The 17,824-nt window shown below is 71.7% G+C and carries 14 protein-coding genes and 2 pseudogenes; 8 read left to right on the top strand and 8 right to left on the bottom strand.

Annotation, left to right across the window (positions count from 1 at the left end; all coding sequences use genetic code 11):
* The first annotated feature begins 26 nt into the window (after nt 1-26).
* Nucleotides 27-989 carry an IS481 family transposase gene (locus tag ACQEV8_RS41180; protein WP_432971666.1) on the top strand — a complete coding sequence of 321 codons (963 nt, stop codon included), beginning with the start codon at nt 27-29 and terminating at the stop codon, nt 987-989.
* Nucleotides 990-1,038: 49 nt separating this feature from the next.
* Here ACQEV8_RS41180 and ACQEV8_RS41175 read toward each other — a convergent pair whose 3' ends face one another.
* Entirely contained in the window at nt 1,039-2,034 is a 996-nt protein-coding gene (locus ACQEV8_RS41175) for a LacI family DNA-binding transcriptional regulator (protein ID WP_432971663.1), read from the bottom strand.
* Nucleotides 2,035-2,328: 294 nt separating this feature from the next.
* Between ACQEV8_RS41175 and ACQEV8_RS41170 the strand changes: the two are divergent.
* The 4 genes and pseudogenes from ACQEV8_RS41170 to ACQEV8_RS41155 all read left to right on the top strand — a co-directional run.
* A pseudogene (locus tag ACQEV8_RS41170) lies at nt 2,329-2,655 on the top strand (2-keto-myo-inositol dehydratase); the annotation flags it as partial.
* Nucleotides 2,656-2,664: 9 nt separating this feature from the next.
* Nucleotides 2,665-4,113 carry a sugar porter family MFS transporter gene (locus ACQEV8_RS41165; protein WP_432971660.1) on the top strand — a complete coding sequence of 483 codons (1,449 nt, stop codon included), beginning with the start codon at nt 2,665-2,667 and terminating at the stop codon, nt 4,111-4,113.
* A 20-nt stretch (nt 4,114-4,133) separates the two neighbouring features.
* Nucleotides 4,134-5,156, top strand: a complete 1,023-nt coding sequence (locus ACQEV8_RS41160) for a Gfo/Idh/MocA family protein (protein WP_432971657.1) — start codon at nt 4,134-4,136, stop codon at nt 5,154-5,156.
* Complete coding sequence (locus ACQEV8_RS41155; protein WP_432971654.1) at nt 5,153-6,019, top strand: sugar phosphate isomerase/epimerase family protein; 867 nt, start codon at nt 5,153-5,155, stop codon at nt 6,017-6,019. Before ACQEV8_RS41160 ends, ACQEV8_RS41155 begins: the two co-directional genes overlap by 4 nt.
* On the opposite strand, the gene helR is transcribed toward ACQEV8_RS41155, so the two are convergent.
* Nucleotides 5,982-8,195 carry an RNA polymerase recycling motor ATPase HelR gene (gene helR, locus ACQEV8_RS41150; protein ID WP_432971651.1) on the bottom strand — a complete coding sequence of 738 codons (2,214 nt, stop codon included), beginning with the start codon at nt 8,193-8,195 and terminating at the stop codon, nt 5,982-5,984. The genes ACQEV8_RS41155 and helR overlap by 38 nt on opposite strands.
* A gap of 204 nt (nt 8,196-8,399) precedes the next feature.
* Here helR and ACQEV8_RS41145 point away from each other — a divergent pair, with 204 nt between their 5' ends.
* The gene (locus ACQEV8_RS41145) at nt 8,400-9,284 is read left to right on the top strand and encodes a Gfo/Idh/MocA family protein (RefSeq protein WP_432971648.1); all 885 of its coding nucleotides are present in this window, start codon (nt 8,400-8,402) and stop codon (nt 9,282-9,284) included.
* Between the two features lie 24 nt (nt 9,285-9,308).
* Here the strand turns inward: ACQEV8_RS41145 and ACQEV8_RS41140 are convergent, their stop codons facing one another.
* On the bottom strand, nt 9,309-10,196 hold the full coding sequence (locus ACQEV8_RS41140) for a GNAT family N-acetyltransferase (protein WP_432971645.1): 888 nt from the start codon (nt 10,194-10,196) through the stop codon (nt 9,309-9,311).
* Between the two features lie 296 nt (nt 10,197-10,492).
* Between ACQEV8_RS41140 and ACQEV8_RS41135 the strand changes: the two genes are divergently transcribed.
* Entirely contained in the window at nt 10,493-11,611 is a 1,119-nt protein-coding gene (locus ACQEV8_RS41135; protein WP_432971642.1) for a PP2C family protein-serine/threonine phosphatase, read from the top strand.
* Between the two features lie 64 nt (nt 11,612-11,675).
* Here the strand turns inward: ACQEV8_RS41135 and ACQEV8_RS41130 are convergent, their stop codons facing one another.
* A complete protein-coding gene (locus ACQEV8_RS41130) occupies nt 11,676-11,912 on the bottom strand; it encodes a chaplin (protein WP_399028604.1) in 237 nt (78 codons plus the stop codon).
* 219 nt (nt 11,913-12,131) lie between these two features.
* Between ACQEV8_RS41130 and ACQEV8_RS41125 the strand changes: the two genes are divergently transcribed.
* Nucleotides 12,132-12,338, top strand: coding sequence for a hypothetical protein (locus ACQEV8_RS41125; protein ID WP_432971638.1), 207 nt, complete (start codon nt 12,132-12,134; stop codon nt 12,336-12,338).
* Nucleotides 12,339-12,391: 53 nt separating this feature from the next.
* Here ACQEV8_RS41125 and ACQEV8_RS41120 read toward each other — a convergent pair whose 3' ends face one another.
* From ACQEV8_RS41120 to ACQEV8_RS41105, 4 genes and pseudogenes are all read right to left on the bottom strand, one after another.
* Nucleotides 12,392-12,883, bottom strand: a complete 492-nt coding sequence (locus ACQEV8_RS41120) for a DUF5709 domain-containing protein (RefSeq protein WP_432973367.1) — start codon at nt 12,881-12,883, stop codon at nt 12,392-12,394.
* A 143-nt stretch (nt 12,884-13,026) separates the two neighbouring features.
* Nucleotides 13,027-14,519, bottom strand: a pseudogene (locus tag ACQEV8_RS41115) (hypothetical protein).
* 111 nt (nt 14,520-14,630) lie between these two features.
* A complete protein-coding gene (locus ACQEV8_RS41110) occupies nt 14,631-16,994 on the bottom strand; it encodes a glycoside hydrolase family 65 protein (RefSeq protein ID WP_432971635.1) in 2,364 nt (787 codons plus the stop codon).
* Nucleotides 16,991-17,728 (bottom strand): HAD family hydrolase, encoded by a 738-nt coding sequence (locus ACQEV8_RS41105; RefSeq protein ID WP_432971632.1) that lies wholly within the window; start codon nt 17,726-17,728, stop codon nt 16,991-16,993. The genes ACQEV8_RS41110 and ACQEV8_RS41105 overlap by 4 nt, the downstream gene beginning before the upstream one ends.
* Nucleotides 17,729-17,824 lie beyond the last annotated feature (96 nt).

Genomic DNA, 17,824 nt, shown 5'->3' with positions numbered 1-17,824 from the left:
CTGCACCGATGCCCAGGAGGCCCTCGTTGTTCCACCGTAATGCCCCGCTGACCGCGACCGGCCGGCTGCGTCTGGCCCGGTGTGTCGTCGACGGCGGATGGCCGCTCCGGCGGGCCGCGGAACGCTTCCAGGTCAGCCACACCACCGCGGCACGTTGGGCAAGCCGCTACCGCAAGCACGGCCCCGCCGGGATGCAGGACCGCTCCAGCCGCCCGCACCACCAGCCCCGCCGCACCCCGGACACTGTCGAGGAACAGGTCGTGCGCCTGCGCCGCGAACATCGCATCGGACCGGTCCGGCTGGCCGCCCGCTGCAACATCGCCGCCTCCACCGCCCACCGCATCCTGCAACGGCACCACCTGCCCGCCCTGGCCGCCTGCGACCGGGCCACCGGCGAACCCGTCCGCCGCTACGAACGCGCCCGGCCCGGCGAACTGGTCCACATCGACGTCAAGAAACTCGGCCGCATCCCTGATGGCGGCGGCCACAAGGTACTGGGCCGGGCAGCAGGCAGCCCGAACAAAGACCGCCGCAACGGCGCCGGATACGCCTACCTGCACACCGCCCTGGACGACCACTCCCGCCTGGCCTACACCGAAGACCTGCCCGACGAGAAGGCCGCCACCTGCGCGGCCTTCCTGGGCCGGGCCACCGCCTGGTTCGCCAGCCAGGGCGTCACCGTCGAACGCGTACTGACCGACAACGCCTGGGCCTACACCAAGAACACCTGGCGCGACACCTGCCAAGACCTGGGCATCGGCCCCCGCTGGACCCGCCCCTGGCGGCCCCAGACGAACGGCAAGGTCGAACGCTTCCACCGCACCCTGCTCGACGAGTGGGCCTACCAGCGTCCCTACACCTCAGATGCCGAGCGCCAGGCCGCGTTTCCCGACTGGCTGGACTGGTACAACTACCACCGACCCCACACCGGCATCAGCGGCCAAACACCAGCCAGCCGCGTCACCAACCTGTCCGATCAGCACAGCTAGAGCGGCCCTGGGCGGACCTGAGCCGCTATGGGCGGCTATGGCGACGAAGCTACTCCGCCGGGGCCGGCCCGCTGGTCCCCCGCACCACCAGCTTCGGGTCCAGTACCGCTTCACGCGGCTGCAGTTCCCCGTTCTCCAGACGCTCGACGGCGAAGCGGACGGCGTGCTCGGCCATCAGGACCGCGTCCTGACGGACCGTGGTCAGGCCGATCGGCATCAGGTGCGAGAGGTGGCTGTCGTCGTAGCCGACGACGGACAGATCGCGCGGGACCTCGATGCCCGCCCGGGTGAGGGACATCAGCAGACCCATCGCGCAGCGGTCGTTGCCGGCGAGCACCGCCGTCGGCAACGGCCGCCCGCTGTCGCGCTCGGCCAGGAGCAGCCAGCCGGTCTCGACACCGGACTCCTCGGTGTGATGGCCGGGAATCACCCGCGCCCGGTCCTCCAGCCCGTGGCGGCGCATCGCGGCACGGTAGGCACGCCGCCGCTCCGCCGAACCGGGACCGCGTCCGCCGTCGATGTGCACGATCCGGCGGTGCCCCAGCTCCACGAGATGGTCCATGGCCTGCCGGACGCCCTTGCCCTCGGCGGAATGTACGAAGTCGACATGGGCCTGGGGCACGCGGCGGCTGACCGAGACCGTGACCGTGCGCTGCCCGAGTTCGCCGAGGTAGCCGGGCTGGGCGTCCGGGCCGAGCAGGATCACCGCCTCGCAGCGGTGGCTGAGCAGCGCCTCGACCGCCTTCGCCTCGCTGCGCCCCTGAGTGGAGCCGGAGAGCAGGACGTCGTACCCGAGCCGCTCGGCCTCGGGATAGATGCCGGTGATGAGATCCGTGTGGAAGGTCTGGTGCACGGCGAACATGACGCCGAGCGTGCGACTCCGGCCGCGGGCCAGCAGCCGGGCCGCGCTGTCGGGCCGGTAGCCGATCTCGTCGGCCACGCGCAGGACCCGCTCCCGGGTCTCCCGGCCGGCTCCCGCCTGGTTGCGGAAGATGATCGAGACGAGCGCGCGGGAGACGCCTGCCTTCTCGGCGACGTCCGCCATCGTGGGCCGCTGCCTGCCCGATGCATCCACCTGTGAACCCACCCTCCGACGGCGCCCACCTTACGGGGTGTCCCCCGCGGGGATCCGGTCTCGGTGCCCCGCAATCATCCAGCGACCACCTATTGACATGACATTTGGACAGGGGTCATCGTACTCGACTAGAGCGCGCTAGTAGCGCGCGTCACATCGCTCAGGCACCCTCTCCCTCTCCCCTCAAGGACACTGACCATGGCAACGGCGCCCGTCCCTCTCCGTACCACCGTCGGCAACCTGCGCCTCGGCTCCGCCCCCGGTTCTCGGCCCGAGGCGTGGGACGAGATGCTCGCCTCCGACAGGCGTTACACCCACCTGTGCCTGGACACGGGGCACGTCGCGGCCGAGGATCTGCCCTTCGGTGAGGCCGTGCGGCGCGGGGTGTGCGTGTCGCCGCTCGCCGGGTTGCCGGATCCGGCCGATGTGGTGGGTGAACTGGCAGAACTCGCAGCCGAGTTGTTCGTGATCGTCGAGCAGGACCTGTACCCGTGCGCTCCCGAGGTGCCGCTGCCGATCGAGGTCGGCACCCGTGAGCACCTGGTCGGCTGCGGTCTTCCGGGTACCCGCCGCCCCGCCATCGACAGGTAAGGAGCGGCCATGGACCTCAGGGACGACACGACACCAGCCTCCGACCCGGCCCCGGCTCCGGCTGCCACCGGCGTCGCGGACCAGACCCCGCCGGCGGTCTCCCGGCGGCTGCGAATGATCACCATCATCGCCACGTTCGGTGGTCTGCTCTTCGGCTACGACACGGGCGTCATCAACGGCGCCCTGCCCTATATGACCGACGACCTCGGCCTGACCCCGGTCACCGAGGGCATGGTCACCAGCTCGCTGCTGCTGGGGGCCGCGCTGGGCGCGGTGACCGGCGGCCGGTTGTCGGACGCGCGCGGACGGCGGCGCAACATCCTGCTGCTGGCCGTGCTGTTCTTCGTCGGCGCGCTCGGCTGCACGCTCGCCCCGACGACCGAGGTGATGATCGTGGCACGGTTCGTGCTCGGTCTCGCGGTCGGCGGCGCGTCGGTGACCGTACCGGTGTATCTCGCGGAGGTGTCGCCCGCCGAGCGGCGCGGTGCCCTGGTCACCCGGAACGAGCTGATGATCGTCTCCGGTCAGCTGCTGGCGTTCACGTCCAACGCGATCATCGCGCAGGTCGGCGGCGAGTCCGGCGGCGTGTGGCGCTGGATGCTGGTCATCGCGACGCTGCCGGCGGTGGCGCTCTGGTTCGGCATGCTGGTGATGCCGGAGAGCCCGCGCTGGCTGGCCTCCCAGAGCCGTTTCGGCGAGGCCCTCGAAGTCCTCAGGCAGGTGCGGTCGCGGGCCCGGGCCGAGGCCGAGTTGAAGGAGGTCTCCGCGCTCGCCGTCAAGGACGAGCGGGAGAAGCTCGGCGGCTGGCAGGACATCAAGAGCACGCCGTGGGTGCGCAAGCTGATGTTCGTCGGGTTCGGCATCGCGATCGTGCAGCAGATCACCGGCGTCAACACGATCATGTATTACGGCACGCAGATCCTCACCGACGCCGGTTTCGCCGCCGACAGCGCGCTGACGGCGAACATCGCCAACGGTGTGATCTCGGTGCTGGCCACCTTCGTCGGCATCTGGCTGCTCGGCCGGGTCAACCGCCGGCCGATGCTGATGACCGGCCAGCTCGGCACGACGGTGGCCCTGTTGCTGATCGGCGTGTTCTCTCTGGTGCTGCCGTCCGGTGATCCGCGGGCGTTCGCGGTACTCGCGATGACGGTCACCTTCCTCGCCTTCCAGCAGGGCGCGATCTCGCCGGTGACCTGGCTGATGCTGTCGGAGATCTTCCCTATGCGGATGCGCGGCTTCGGCATGGGTGTCGCGGCCGTGGTGCTGTGGCTGACCAACTTCGTGATCGGTCTTGTCTTCCCGTCCCTGGTCTCCGGGATCGGGATCTCCAACACCTTCTTCCTGTTCGTGGTGGCGGGCCTGCTGTCCCTCACCTTCGTGAAGCTGTACGTCCCCGAGACCAAGGGCCGCACCCTCGAGACGCTCGAGGCGGAGCTCCGGGCGCGCTTTTCCTGACCCCTTCCAAGGAGTTCACCATGACCGTACGTGTAGGCGTCATCGGCGCCGGAATGATCGGCCAGGACCACATCCGGCGGCTCACCGAGGTCGTCACCGGGGCCACTGTCACGGCGGTGGCCGATGTCGACACCGAGCGTGCCGCCGAGGTGGCGGCCCGGGTCGGTGCCACCGCGCTGCCCACCGGCGCGGATCTGGTCGCCTCCCCCGATGTGGACGCCGTCCTCGTCACCTCGTGGGGGCCGACCCATGCCGAGCACGTCCTGAACGCGATCGCGGCCGGCAAGCCGGTGTTCTGCGAGAAGCCGCTGGCCACGACCGCGCAGGACTGTCTGCGGATCGTCGAGGCCGAGCGGGCGCACGGCCGCCGACTGGTGCAGGTCGGCTTCATGCGCCGCTTCGACGCCGGCTACCGCCAGATGAAGGAGGTCCTGTCGACCGGCTCGCTCGGAGCCCCGCTGATCGTGCACTGCGCCCACCGCAACCCGACCGTCCCGGAGTCGTACCACTCCGCGATGGCCGCGCAGGACACGGCCGTGCACGAGATCGACGTGCTGCGCTGGCTGCTCGACGACGAGATCGTCTCCGCCCAGGTGGTCACCCCGCGCGCCACGAGCAAGCGGTTCGGTCACCTCAAGGACCCGCAGATCATGATCTTCGAGACCCGCGAGGGTGTCCGTATCGACCTGGAGGTCTTCGTCAACTGCCAGTACGGCTACGACATCCAGTGCGAGGTCGTGGGCGAGGACGGCCTGGTCCGGCTGCCCGACCCGGCGGCCGTCGGGATCCGCACCGCGGCCCGGCACGGCACAGGTGTGCCGCAGGACTGGAGGGACCGGTTCGCGGAGGCCTTCGACACGGAGTTCCGCGAGTGGGTCGCCGGCGTGGCGGCCGGCACCGAGCCCAGCGGGCCGTCCGCCTGGGACGGTTACGCAGCCACCGTCATCTCCGACGCCGCCGTCCGGTCCCAGGAGGCCGGCGGCGGAGAGACCGTCACCGTCGACATCAAGCCCCGCCCCGCGTTCTACGGAGGCACCGCGTGAAGATCGCCCTCGACCCGTACATGTTCCGTGCCCTGCCGATCGACGAGATGGTGCGCACGGTCGCCGAACTCGGCTACGAACACATCGAGTTGTCGCCCCGCGAGGACTTCATGCCGTTCTTCCTGCACCCGCGGGCCGACGACGCGCGGGTGGCGGAGCTGAAGGAGTCACTGCGCCGCCACGGTGTGCGGCTGTCCTCGGTGCTGCCGCTGTACAGGTGGTCCTCACCGGACGAGACCGAGCGGCAGACGGCCGTCCGCTACTGGAAGCGGATGATCGAGATCACCGTGGATCTCGAATGTCCCCTGATGAACTCGGAGTTCAACGGCCGGCCCGAGCGCGCCGCCGAGAGCGAGTCCGCCTTCTGGCGTTCGCTGGAGGAGTTGCTGCCGGTCTTCGAGCGGGAGGGCCTCGCCCTGAACCTGGAGGCCCACCCGGACGACTTCTGCGAGGAGAACACCCCGGCCGTCGATCTCGTCCGCGCGATCAACAAGCCGTGGGTGAACTACCTGTACTGCGCCCCGCACACCTTCCATCTCTCGGGCTCCGACCCGACGGCTGACATCGCGGCGATGATGCGCTACGCCGGTGACAAGCTCCAGCACGTGCATGTCGCGGACTCCTTCAACCACAAGGGGTCCAGCGGTCTGCGGTACATCCTCAACCCGCCGGGCACACCGGCCCGGATCCATCAGCACCTCGACATCGGTCAGGGCGAGGTCGACTGGGACATCTTCTTCGGCACGCTGCGCGAACTGGGCTTCGACGGTGTCGCCACGGCCTGTGTCTTCGCCTGGGAGGAGCGGGCCCGGGAGTCGTCGGCGTTCATGCTGGACCGTCTCCGGAAGGAGTTCGCCGCGTAGGGACCGGGCTCGTGAGGACGACGAGCTGCCGGGTCGCCCGGGTCATCGCGACATAGCGGTCGACCGCTCCCTCGATGCCGGTGCCGAAGTCCTCCGGGTCGACGAGGACGACCAGGTCGAATTCCAGCCCCTTAGACAGCTCCGGGGTCAGCGACCGGACGCGGGGGGAGGAGGGCCGGAAGGTGGGATCGCCGATGACACAGGCGATCCCCTCGGCATGGTCGGCCAGCCAGCTGTCGAGGATCGAACTCAGCTCCGCGACGGCCCCGTGGACGACCGGGACGCCGCCGCTGCGGATGGAGACCGGCACGTTGGCGTCCGGGAGCACCGTCCGGATGACCGGTTCGGCCTCCGTCATGATCTCTTCCGGCGTGCGGTAGTTGATGCTCAGCGAGGCGAGGTCGATCCGGCCGAACCCGACCCGTTCGAGCCGTTCCCGCCACGACTCCGTGAAGCCGTGCCGGGCCTGGGCGCGGTCCCCGACGATGGTGAAGCTCCGGGACGGGCAGCGCAGCAGCAGCATCTGCCATTCCGCGTCGGTCAGTTCCTGGGCCTCGTCCACGACGATGTGGGCGAAGGGACCGGCGAGCACGTCCGGCTCGGCGGTGGCCAGTTCGGCCTCGTTGACCAAGCTGACCTGGGCGTCCTCGCCGCGCAGCATGGACACCAGGCCTTCGCCTTCGTCACCGTCGGCGCCCGAGTTGGCCGTGGCCTCGATCAGGGTGTCGACGACCCGCGCCATGTGCTCGCGCTGGCCGGCGAGGACGGCCTTGTTCCGGCGTTTGCGCCGGGCCGCTTCCGGGTCGCCGAGCCGCTGCCGTGCGGCGTCCAGGATCGGCAGATCGGACACGGTCCAGGCCCGGGCGTCCGCGCGCTGCAGTGTCCGGACCTCGTCCCGGCTGAGCCAGGGCGCGCACATCCGCAGATAGGCAGGCACCGACCACAGGTCCGACACGAGATCGGTCGCTTCGAGCAGCGGCCACGCACGATTGAAGACCGTGAGCAGCTCCCTGTTCTGCCGCAGCGATCTGCGCAGGAGGGCCGCCGGCACGTCGCCGTCGTGCTTGTCCTCGATGATCGTGAGCAGTTCCTCCCAGACCTGGTCGCGCGCCTCATTGTGCGGAGTGCCGGGCTCCGCCGCTGCGAAGGCCACGGCCCAGTCACGGGCGCCGAGGTGGACGTCGGACCAGTGGGTCGTGACCGTCAGCGCCTCGGTGGGCGGCTCCTCGTAGAACCCGACGGCCTTCTCGATGGCCCTGACCATGTCCGCGGACGACTTCAGGCGTGCCACGTCCGGGTCGGCCTCGGTCCCCGCCGCGGCTCCCTCGTCGACGAGGTCCCGCAGGACGCAGGTCTGCACGCCCTGCTCACCGAGGCCGGGCAGGACGTCGGAGACGTAGGACAGGTAGGGCCGGTGCGGGCCGACGAAGAGCACGCCGCTCCGGCGGTGCTGCCCGAGGCGGGGGTCGGAGTAGAGGAGGTAGGCGGAGCGGTGCAGGGCGACGACGGTCTTGCCGGTGCCGGGGCCGCCGTCGACAACGAGGGCGCCTCGGGAGCCCGCGCGGATGATGGCGTCCTGGTCGGCCTGGATGGTGCCGAGCACGTCCCGCATCCGGGGCGAGCGGTCGGTGCCCAGGCTGGCGATGAAGGCGGACTGGTCGTCGAGCGCGGCGTGCCCGGAGATGCCGTCCGCGGTGAACACCTCGTCCCAGTAGTCGCTGATCCGGCCGCCGGTCCAGCGGTACCTGCGGCGGCTCGCCAAACCCATCGGGTCGGCGTGGGTCGCTCCGAAGAACGGCTCGGCCGCGGGGGAACGCCAGTCGACCAGGAGCCGGCGCCCCTCGCTGTCCGTGAGGCCGAGCCGTCCCACGTACACGGGCTCGGAGCCGTCGGCACCGGCCATGTGCCCGAGGCACAGGTCCAGTCCGAAGCGGCGCAGTGCGCGCAGGCGGCCGGTCAGCCGGTGGATCTCCGCGTCCCGGTCCATCGCCTGGCGGCCCATGCCGCCGGGCGCCCTGCGCTCGGCCTCCAGCCGGTCGGACAGTTCGGCGATCGACTGCTCCAGGCACTCGGCGATGGCGGCGAACTGCCGCTCGTCCCCGGCGATCAGTGCGGGGTCGGTCTTGTGGGAGAGGCGGTCGGGAAGATCGAACGCGCTCGTGGTCAAGGGGGTCACGTCATGCTCCCGTTTCCGCAGGTCCTGGGCTCAGGCCGGACAGTTTGCGGCACGATGGGGGCCTTGCCGCAAGACCCCCTGTGCGCTATAAGTTGAGAGTGGCAAGGAGACAGCTCCTTGCCTTTCTTGTTGTGCGGCCCTCCCGGTCGCCGGTCCCTTTCGTGTGGCACTCTCTTCGTTCAGGCACCGTGGAGAGGCGGCGGCATGCGGATAGGACTGCTGGGCACCGGACCGTGGGCGCAGATGGCACACGCACCCGCACTGAGCCGGCACGAGAAGCTGGACTTCGCCGGGGTGTGGGGCCGCCGCCCCGAGGCGGCGAAGGAGTTGGCCGAGCGGCACGGCGTGCCAGTGTACGACGATGTCGACGAACTGTTCGCCGACGTGGACGCGGTCGCCGTGGCCCTGCCTCCCCAGGTGCAGGCGGAGCTGGCCGCTCGTGCCGCCCGGGCCGGGTGCCATCTGCTGCTCGACAAGCCTCTCGCGCCGACGGTGGAGCAGGGGCGGGCCGTGGTCGAGGCCGTCGAGGAGGCGGGGGTCGCCTCGGTCGTGTTCTTCACGACCCGCTTCCAGCCGGAGCCTCAGGCGTGGATCGCCGAGCAGGCGGGAGTGCCGGGCTGGTTCACGGGGCGGGCGCAGTGGCTCGGGGCGGTGTTCACCAGCGAGAGTCCCTTCGCGACGCCGTGGCGGCGGGAGAAGGGCGCCCTGTGGGACGTCGGGCCGCACGCCCTGTCCGTGCTGCTGCCGGTGCTCGGCGACGCGCGGCGCGTGACGGCGGCGGCGTACGGTCCCGGGGACACGGTGCATGTCGTGCTCGACCACGCCGGCGGCGCGTCGAGCACGCTCACTCTGAGCCTGACGGCACCGCCCGCGGCGGCCGGTGCCGCTCTGGAGTTGAGGGGAGAGGCCGGGGTCGCGGTCCTGCCGGAGAGCACCGACGGAGCCGTCCCCGCCCTGATGCGCGCCGCGGACGCTCTGCTCACCGCGGCCCGCACCGGCCGTCCGCACGCGTGCGACGCGGCGTTCGGCCTCCGTGTCACGGAGATCCTCACGGCGGCCGACGATCTGCTGAACGGCGGCGCACGCTAGTCCGCGTCGCCGCCGGGCAGCCGCCTACACCGGGTGGAAGTTGAGCCGTTCCCTGACCACCGGGAATCCGGCCCTGGCGAAGTTCGTGGCCATGGGGAAGTTGCCCTGGTCGGTGGCGGCGGCGACGAACTCCGCGCCCTGTTCGACCAGGAAGCGGGTGCACTCGACCAGGAGGTCGTAGGCGTAGCCGTGGCCCCGCTGGTCCGGCAGGACCCCGATGAACCCGATGCACGGGCCCGACGGGTTGTGGGCCGGGATGTGGATGCCGGCCGGCTCGCCCTCCGGTGTGCAGGCGACCTGCCACCACTCGCGTGGCGAGGGGCACCAGTGGAAGAAGTCGAGTTCCTCCTGGGCCGCCCGGTCGAGTCCGCCTTCCTCGATCGCCTTCAGCGCGTGGGCGTCCAGGGTGACGGAGTGGATGCGGCGCAGCGCGTCGAAGAACACGGCGTCGTCCGGTTCGGCCCGGAAGACGAGGCGCCCGGGTCGCTCGGGCAGGCCGTTCTCGGGGGTCCACCGGTACACCAGGCGTTCGACCAGGAGGTCGTAGCCGGCCTTCCGGGCGGCGGTGAAGCAGGTCTCGGCGGCCGTGCGCAGGGCCGGGGTGTCGCGCCAGCCGGCGGGCAGGTTCAGTTCGAGTTCCACCTGCCAGGGCGCGGAGCGCAGGAGTGCGGCGCCTGCCTCCTCTTCGCCCTCCGCGACGTCGAACCAGTTGAGGGTGACGGGCTCGGTGTCGTCGGGGCCGCCCCACCAGGCGCCGCGTGCGACGACCTTGCCGTCGCGCAGGGCCACCCGTTTCCATTCGGGGCGGTGCAGGGTCCGCTTGTGGCCCTCACGGGCGCCCAGCGGGTCGGGCAGGGTGTCGAAGAGATCGGCGGCGCTCGCGTCGAGCGCGCGGATGACCACGTCGGTCATGGACTTCCTCCGGGAAGCGTGCTGCGAGGGAGCGCTCCCGGTCAGGTCGGTCGAGACACGCCGGGGACGAGGAGCAGGGAGCGCTGGAACGGTGTGAACTGCACGGCTCTGCCCTCCTTCCACGGGTCTCGGGGCGTGGCGCGACACAGGCTACGGGACCGCCGAGGGGCGGTCCATCGAATTCCCGGCCCGGCTCAAGTGGCCATCCGGCCCGACCGGCCACTGCGCCCGGCCGGCCCGGGGCACTCACGCGGGCCCGGCGTGCGGCGCCCGGTCGGGCGTAGCAGCGTGGTGGTGTGAGCAGTGTGCGCGGCCGGCTGCCGCGCCGGGACCGGGACAGGGACCGGCGCGGCTGGCTGCGCGGCGCGCCCCCGCCTGGCTGGGCGCGGGTGCTGCCGTCCGCGCTGCTGGCTGGGGTGTGCGCGGCGGAGCTGATCAGCCCGGAGCCGCTCGACATCGGCTTCCTGCTGGGTGCCATCCCTCCCCTGGCCGTGCTCGCGCACGGGCCGTTGGCGACGGCGGTGCTGGGCGGGCTGGTGGTGGTCGTGCTGACCATTCCGGTCTTCAGCCTGGACGACCCCGGCAGCACCGATCTGCTGACCGTGTGCTTCGTGGCGGCGCTGAGCGTGCTGCTGTCGTTCGTCCGCAGCCGGCGTGACGCCCAGCTGGTCACCGAGCGGGCTGTCGCCGAGGCCGCGCAGCGGGCCGTCGTGCCGCCGCTGCGGGAGCGGGTCGGGCTGGTGCGGTGCGCGGGGCTGTACCGGGCGGCGCAGCGCGGGACGCTGGTCGGGGGCGACTTCTTCGACGTACGGGCGGGTCCCTACGGGGTACGGGCGGTCATGGGCGATGTCCAGGGACACGGTCTCTCCGCCGTCGCCACGGTCGCGTCGCTGCTGGGGGCCTTCCGGGAGGCGGTCCTGGATCAGCCGGATCCGGCGGCGGTGGCGGCCCGGCTCGACCGGAGGCTGGTGGTGGACTCGGCGGGAGTGCCGCACGCCGAGCTGTTCGCGACGGCGGTGCTGCTCGGTTTCTCCGCCGACGCCCGTGTGGTGCGGATCGTCGCGTGCGGGCAGTCCGGGCCGTTGCTGCTGCGCGACGGGCGGGCCGTCGAGCTGGACATCGAGCCGTGCACACCGCTCGGTCTGGGCCTCGCCGACGCGGCTGCGCCCCGGGTCGTCTCGGTGCGGCTGCGCGCCGGTGACCTGCTCTTCCTCGCGTCCGACGGGGTCACCGAGGCCAGGGACACCGAAGGGGTCTTCTACCCGCTGGCCGAGCGGCTGCCGGGCTTCGCCGGGGAGGAGCCGGCCGGCCTGGCCGAGCGGGTGTGGGCCGACCTCGTCCGGCACTGCCCGGACGTACGGGACGACGTCACGATGCTCGTGCTCGCGCCCCGTCCGCAGGGGAGCGAGCCCTGACAGCGGTCGGCGGCGGCCCGCGATGTTTCGCGGGCCGCCGCCGGCGGGCCGTACGACCGGTGGTTCAGTCCTTGATCGAGCACTTGTTGCCGATGGCGGGGTTGAACGCGCCGATGAAGTTGACCGAGTTGCCGCAGATATTGGCATCGATGTCGATGGGGATCTGTACGACGTTGCCGGAAAGGACGCCGGGGTTGCCGATGGAGATGGCTTCGGCCTCCGCGTCGGCGCTGGCCGTGCCGGCACAGGCCAGCAGGGCGGCGCAGGCCAGGCCGAACGCGGCGGTCACACGTGTGCGCATGGAAGGGCTCCTGTCAGTCGGAGGGGGACACGTGTCTCCACCGTGGCCCGGGGTGCGGCGAGGCGATATCCGTGAGCGTCCGAACGGGGGGACGGGGTCTCCCCGGGCCGGATCCGCGCCCTCCGGATGCACGCCGCGCTCCCGCGGGGAATGGTGATAGCGGACCCGTTTTTCAGCACCGGGGCCGCCCCAGCGATCCGGACCCTAGGAGCAGAGAACATGTCGACGTCACAGCCCCACGCGTCCCTGCCGCCCGAGGACCGCGCCACCCCGGACCACCTGCTCCACGCCCGCACCGGCACCGACGTGTCGCCGGAGGACCTTGTCCTTGCCTCGGGCAAGGACCTCACCCCGCACAATCTCGAATGGGCCAGGCGCAAGCTGGCCGCCGAGGGGCCCGCCGCGCTCGAGAAGCTGCTGCCGTAGCCGACGGCCCCTCGGCGTCCGCCGAGGGGGCCGGCCTTCCGGCCGCGGCCGGTTCACTCCCTGTCGTCGTCCCCGGGCAGGGTGCCGTCGTCGTCCACCACGTGTACGGCGGCCTCCTCCGCTCCGGCCGCTCCGCCGTCGATGCCGATGTCGGTCGCGACGGTCTCCTTCGTGGTGTTCGCGTGGGCGCCCTCGTCCGGGGCGACCAGGCGGCCGGCGCGGGCGGTTCCCGCCTCCGGGTCCACCGGTTCGCCGTCGCTGTCGGGGCTGTCGCCCACGCCGTCCCCGGCCGGTTCGGCCGACACGTCGGGGACCTCCTGGGACAGCCGCTCGTCGAGGGTCTCGCCCTCGTGCTGCTCGGCGGCGGTGGTGCCGCTCTTGGTGACGCCGAGCGGCTTCTCCGGCGGGGAGTAGCCCTCGTCGAGGGTGTCGTCGTAGGTCCGTTCGTCGACGGCGTCCTGCAGATCCAGCGGTGCGGCGTCCGCCTGCTCCTCGTTGGTCCCGGTGGGCTGGTACGCGTCGTCCGCCATCGGTTTGGGGCGCATCGGTTCCGTGCCCATCACTTCTGCCTCCCTGTCGCGCTCTGCGGCGACTCGTCGGTCTCAGGTGCCCGTTCCGCGTTTCCCGTTACGCGGGCTCTAACCTCGGCGGAGGTCTCCGGGCGGGCTCACGGGAAACGCGAGTCGCGTCAGGGGCGGTCCCGCCGCGGCTGCGGTGCGACACGGACGTCCAGGTCCGAGATCCGGTGGACGGGCCAGCCGCGGGCGTAGCGGGGCGGGGTGCCGCCGGCCGGTGCGAGGTGGGCGACCGGGAGGCGGTGCGCGGTGCGCAGGACGGCACCCGGGGTGGTGTTCTCGTTGTTGCCGGATGTCGCGCCCGAGGAGCAGCCGGTGTAGTAGCCGATCGGGATGGCCTCGTGGCCGGTGAGCAGACAGGGCGGGCCGACTCCTAGACGGTGCAGGGTGTCGGCGGTGCGGGCCCAGTCGCGGCGGTTCTCGGTGTTGCGGGACACCGCGCCGTCCAGGACGGCGAGCTGCGCCACCAGGTGTCCGGCCAGCCCGAGCGCGACCAGCGGGGCGGCCACCGGCCGCCATGTCTTGCGCGGGGTCCTGGCCAGGTGCCACAGGGCGTCGGCGACCGGGATCGCGAGCAGCGCGTAGGTGGGGGTGAGGAAGCGGGGCGCCGCGTACCCGATCATGAAAAGGTACGGCAGGGCGGCCGTGGCGGCGCAGGCCAGTGGGACGAGGGTCCGTCCCATGCGCCGGGCCCGTGCCGCGACGAGCAGTCCGAGGCCGGCCAGTACGGGCAGGACGAACCACCAGATGACGACCAGGGGGTTGGGCATCGCCCCGGTGCACGGCCGGCACAGGGCCCGGCCGCCCAGGCTGCGCAGCTGGTCGTCGACGGCGATGTGCCAGCCGAGACCTCCCTGGATGCGGGAGGCTTCCGCCAGGCGCTCCCCCAGGCCGCCGTGGCCGACGTAGGCCTCGATCACCCACGGGACGGCGCCCGCGGCGAGGCCCGCCGCGAGCACGAAGAGCAGGCGCCAGTGGCGGCGCACCAGCGCGAGGACGAGCAGCGGCACGGTCACGTAGACCGCGTCGGTGGGCCGCATCCACGCCATGAGCGCGGCGCCGGCGGCGACGCCCCACAGCGCGGCACGGGCGGAACGTTCCTGCCGGGCTCGCAGGAAGCAGCCCGCGCAGATCAGGGCGCCGATCGCGACCCAGTAGTTGGGCATGGCCTGCGGACCGTAGAAGAGGGTGACCCACAAGGAGGCGAAGAGGGCGCCGCCGACGACCAGGACACGGGTCGGGAACAGGCCCCGCCAGGCGCGCAGGGCCAGGTAGAGGGCGAGGCCGGACAGCACGGCGAGATAGACGCGCAGCAGCGGGACGGATGTCGACCAGGACGCCACGGGCGCCACGAGCAGCGAGACACCCCGGGAGCGCGGGGCGCTGAAGAAGGCCGCGGGAGTGTGGGGGGTAACCTGGCTGACGTAGACGATCTCGTCCCAGCCGAGGCCCAGGACGGGCCGGACCAGGGCGAGTTGGGCCAGCGCGAAGACGGCCGCCAGCGCGGCGAGCGCCCGGTCCCCCCGGGCTCCGGGGGCACGCCCGGCCCGGCCGTCTGTTCGCGTCTTCGCCTGCGAACCAGGATGGCGTTCGAGCCGTCGGTCATGTTCCGCCCCTTGTCCCCGTGTTTCAAAAATTGACAAACACGGACAAACTAACCCGCGGGGTGGAGGAGCGCAGGGCGGAATACGGCCAAGTGCCTGACGCGAAATGAGCGTCAGCGGGCGTTCGGGGCGCGATGCGGGGGCTGGCCCGGGGCCGGGCGCGGTGTCAGCGGAGGGACGGTCCTGGTCACCGGGGCGTCTTCACTCACCGTCAGCTCGGTGCCGTGGTGATGGAGCGTCAAGGGCGGGCCGGAGCTCAGGGTGTAGGTGGTGCGGTCGGCGGCCAGCTCCACGCGCAGGCACCGGCCGAGGAACCCCACCGTGAAGGCCAGCCGGCTGAACCTCTCCGGCAGACGCGGCGCGAACCGCAGGGTGCCGTCGGCGCACCGCATGCCGCCGAACCCGGCGACCAGCGCCGTCCAGGTACCGGCCAGCGAGGCGACGTGCAGTCCGTCGCGGGTGTTGTGCTCCAGGTCCCCCAGGTCCATCAGCGCGGCCTCGGCCGTGTAGTCGTAGGCCAGGTCCAGATGGCCCGCCCGGGCGGCCATGACGGCCTGGGCACACGCCGACAGGGAGGAGTCCCGCACGGTCAGCGGCTCGTAGTAGGCGAAGTCGCGGGCGATCTGCTCCTCGGCGTGGCTGTCGAAGGACTCCTCGAAGTAACTGCCGCAGGTGTACATCGCCAGCACCAGGTCCGCCTGCTTGATCACCTGCTTGCGGTACAGGTCGAAGTAGGGGAAGTGGAGCATCAGCGGGTACTGGTCCGGGCCCGTACGCGAGAAGTCCCAGCGCTGGTATCGGGTGAAGCCGGCGTGCTGCTCGTGCACGCCGAGTTCGTCGTTGTAGGGGACGTGCATGGCCTCGGCGGCGTCCCTCCAGGCGGCGCTCTCCTCCTCGTCCACGCCGAGCCGGGCCGCCTCGTCGGGGTGGCGTTTGCAGGCGTCCGCGGCGGCCAGCAGGTTCGCCCGGGCCATGAGGTTGGTGTACGTGTTGTCGTCGGCGATCGCGCTGTACTCGTCCGGTCCGGTGACGCCGTCGATGTGGAAGGCGCCCCGGTCGTCGTGGTGGCCGAGGGAGCGCCACAGCCGGGCTGTCTCCACCAGCAGCTCCACCCCGACCTCGCGTTCGAACCTCTCGTCCCCGGTGACCGCCACGTACCGGACGACGGCGTCCGCGATGTCGGCGCCCACATGGAAGGCGGCCGTGCCGGCCGGCCAGTAGGCGGAGCCTTCTGACCCTTCGATGGTGCGCCAGGGGAACGCGGCGCCGCTCAGGCCGAGTTGGGCCGCGCGTTCGCGGGCGGCCGGCAGGGTGTCGAGGCGCCAGCGCAGTTCCTCGGCGGCGGCCCTCGGCGCGGTGTGGGTCAGCAGGGGCAGGACGAACGCCTCGGTGTCCCAGAAGGCGTGGCCGTCGTAGCCGGAGCCGGTGAGCCCCTTGGCGGGGATGGCGCGCTGTTCGGCGCGGGCGCCCGCCTGGAGGACGTGGAACAGGGCGAAGCGGACGGCCTGCTGGATCTCCTCGTCGCCGTCGATCTCGACGTCGGCGCGGCCCCAGAAGTCGTCGAGGTACGACCGCTGGTCCTTCAGCAGCCCCCACCAGCCGCTCTGCGCGGCAGCCGCCAGCGCCGCCTCGACCTGGTCGCTCATCGCGGGCCGGGAGCGGACGCCGGACCAGCCGTGCGCGACCAGCTTCTCCACGCGCAGCCGCTCCCCCGGCTCCAGCACGGAGGTGACGGTCAGCCGGGCCACATCCACGTTGCTCTCACTGCTCGTCGTGGTGCGTTCGGGGCCGGTGACGACATGGTCGGCGGCCACGGCGACCCTGAGGCCGCTGCGCCGGGTGCGGTGGACCAGGCGCAGCCGGCTGCCCGAGGCGAGGTCCTCCTCGGGTTGGAGCGGCGACTTCAGCGCCTTGGCGGCGCGCGGGTCGCCGTCGGGCTCGGGCAGGCTCTCGTTGGTGACCAGCTCCGACTGGACGACGACACGGGTACGGCTGTCGACGGGCTCCACCTCGTACGCCACGGCGGCGATCGCCCGCTGGGTGAGGGACACCAGCCGCGTGGAGCGCACACGGACGGTCGAGCCGGCCGGGGAGGTCCACTCGCAGACCCGTTCCAGCACGCCCCGCCTGAGGTCCAGGGTCCGTTCATGGGTGACGAGCCGTCCGTAACGCAGATCGAACGGCTCGTCGTCGACCAGCAGGCGCAGCACCTTGCCGTTGGTGACGTTGATCGACGTCTGGCCGGACTCGGGATAGCCGTAGCCGGCCTCGGCGTAGGGCAGCGGGTGCAGTTCGTGGACGCCGTTGAGATAGGAGCCGGGCAGACCGTGCGGTTCGCCCTCGTCCAGGTTGCCGCGCCAGCCGATGTGGCCGTTGGACAGGGCGAACACGGACTCGCTCTGGGCCAGTACGTCGAGGTTGAGTTCCGTCTCGCGCACGGTCCACGGCTCAACGGCGTACGCCCGCTGCTCGATCACTTCCGGCCTCCCAGCTCGTCGAGGTCCTTCACGACGACGTCGGCGCCGTGCTCGTACAGCGCGTCGGTCTGTCCGACGCGGTCGACGCCGACGACGTACCCGAAGCGGCCCGCGCGGCCCGCGTCCATGCCGGCCAGGGCGTCCTCGAAGACGGCGGCCGCGGCCGGTTCGATGCCCAGGTCCCCGGCGGCGGCCAGGAACGTGTCGGGGCGTGGCTTGCCCGGCAGTTCGCGCTCTGCCGCGACCACACCGTCGATCCGTACGTCGAAGAAGTGCTCGGCACCGATCGACCGCAGCACGTCCCGGCAGTTGGCGCTGGAGGAGACGAGGGCGGTGCTCAACCCATGGGCACGGACGGCCTCCAGATAGCGCAGGGTGCCGTCGTAGGCCTCGACTCCGTCGGTGCGGATCTTCGCCAGGACCAGTTCGTTCTTGCGGTTGCCCAGCCCGTGCACGGTCCGCGCGCCCGGTGGGTCGTCCGGGTCTCCGTCGGGCAGGTCGATGTCCCGGGAGGCGAGGAACGTGCGTACGCCGTCGGCGCGTGGCAGGCCGTCGACGTACTCGTCGTAGTCGGACGCGTCGAACGGCCGGTAGTCCTCACCGTCGCGCTCGCGCAGAAAGGCGTCGAACATCTCCTTCCAGGCGGCCGCGTGCACGACGGCCGTCTTGGTGACGACACCGTCGAGGTCGAAGAGGCAGGCGTGGATGTCGTCGGGAAGTCCGAGCTGCGTCATACAGGGACCGGTTCCCCTCAGGGAGATGTCCACTGAGTGGCGCACGCCACATTCGCGCCCCGGACGGCCCGGGCGCCGGGTGACACACTCTGCGGT

Source organism: Streptomyces sp. CA-179760, from assembly GCF_050937045.1.
GTDB lineage: Bacteria > Actinomycetota > Actinomycetes > Streptomycetales > Streptomycetaceae > Streptomyces.
This window is presented reverse-complemented; position numbering and strand designations above follow the sequence as displayed.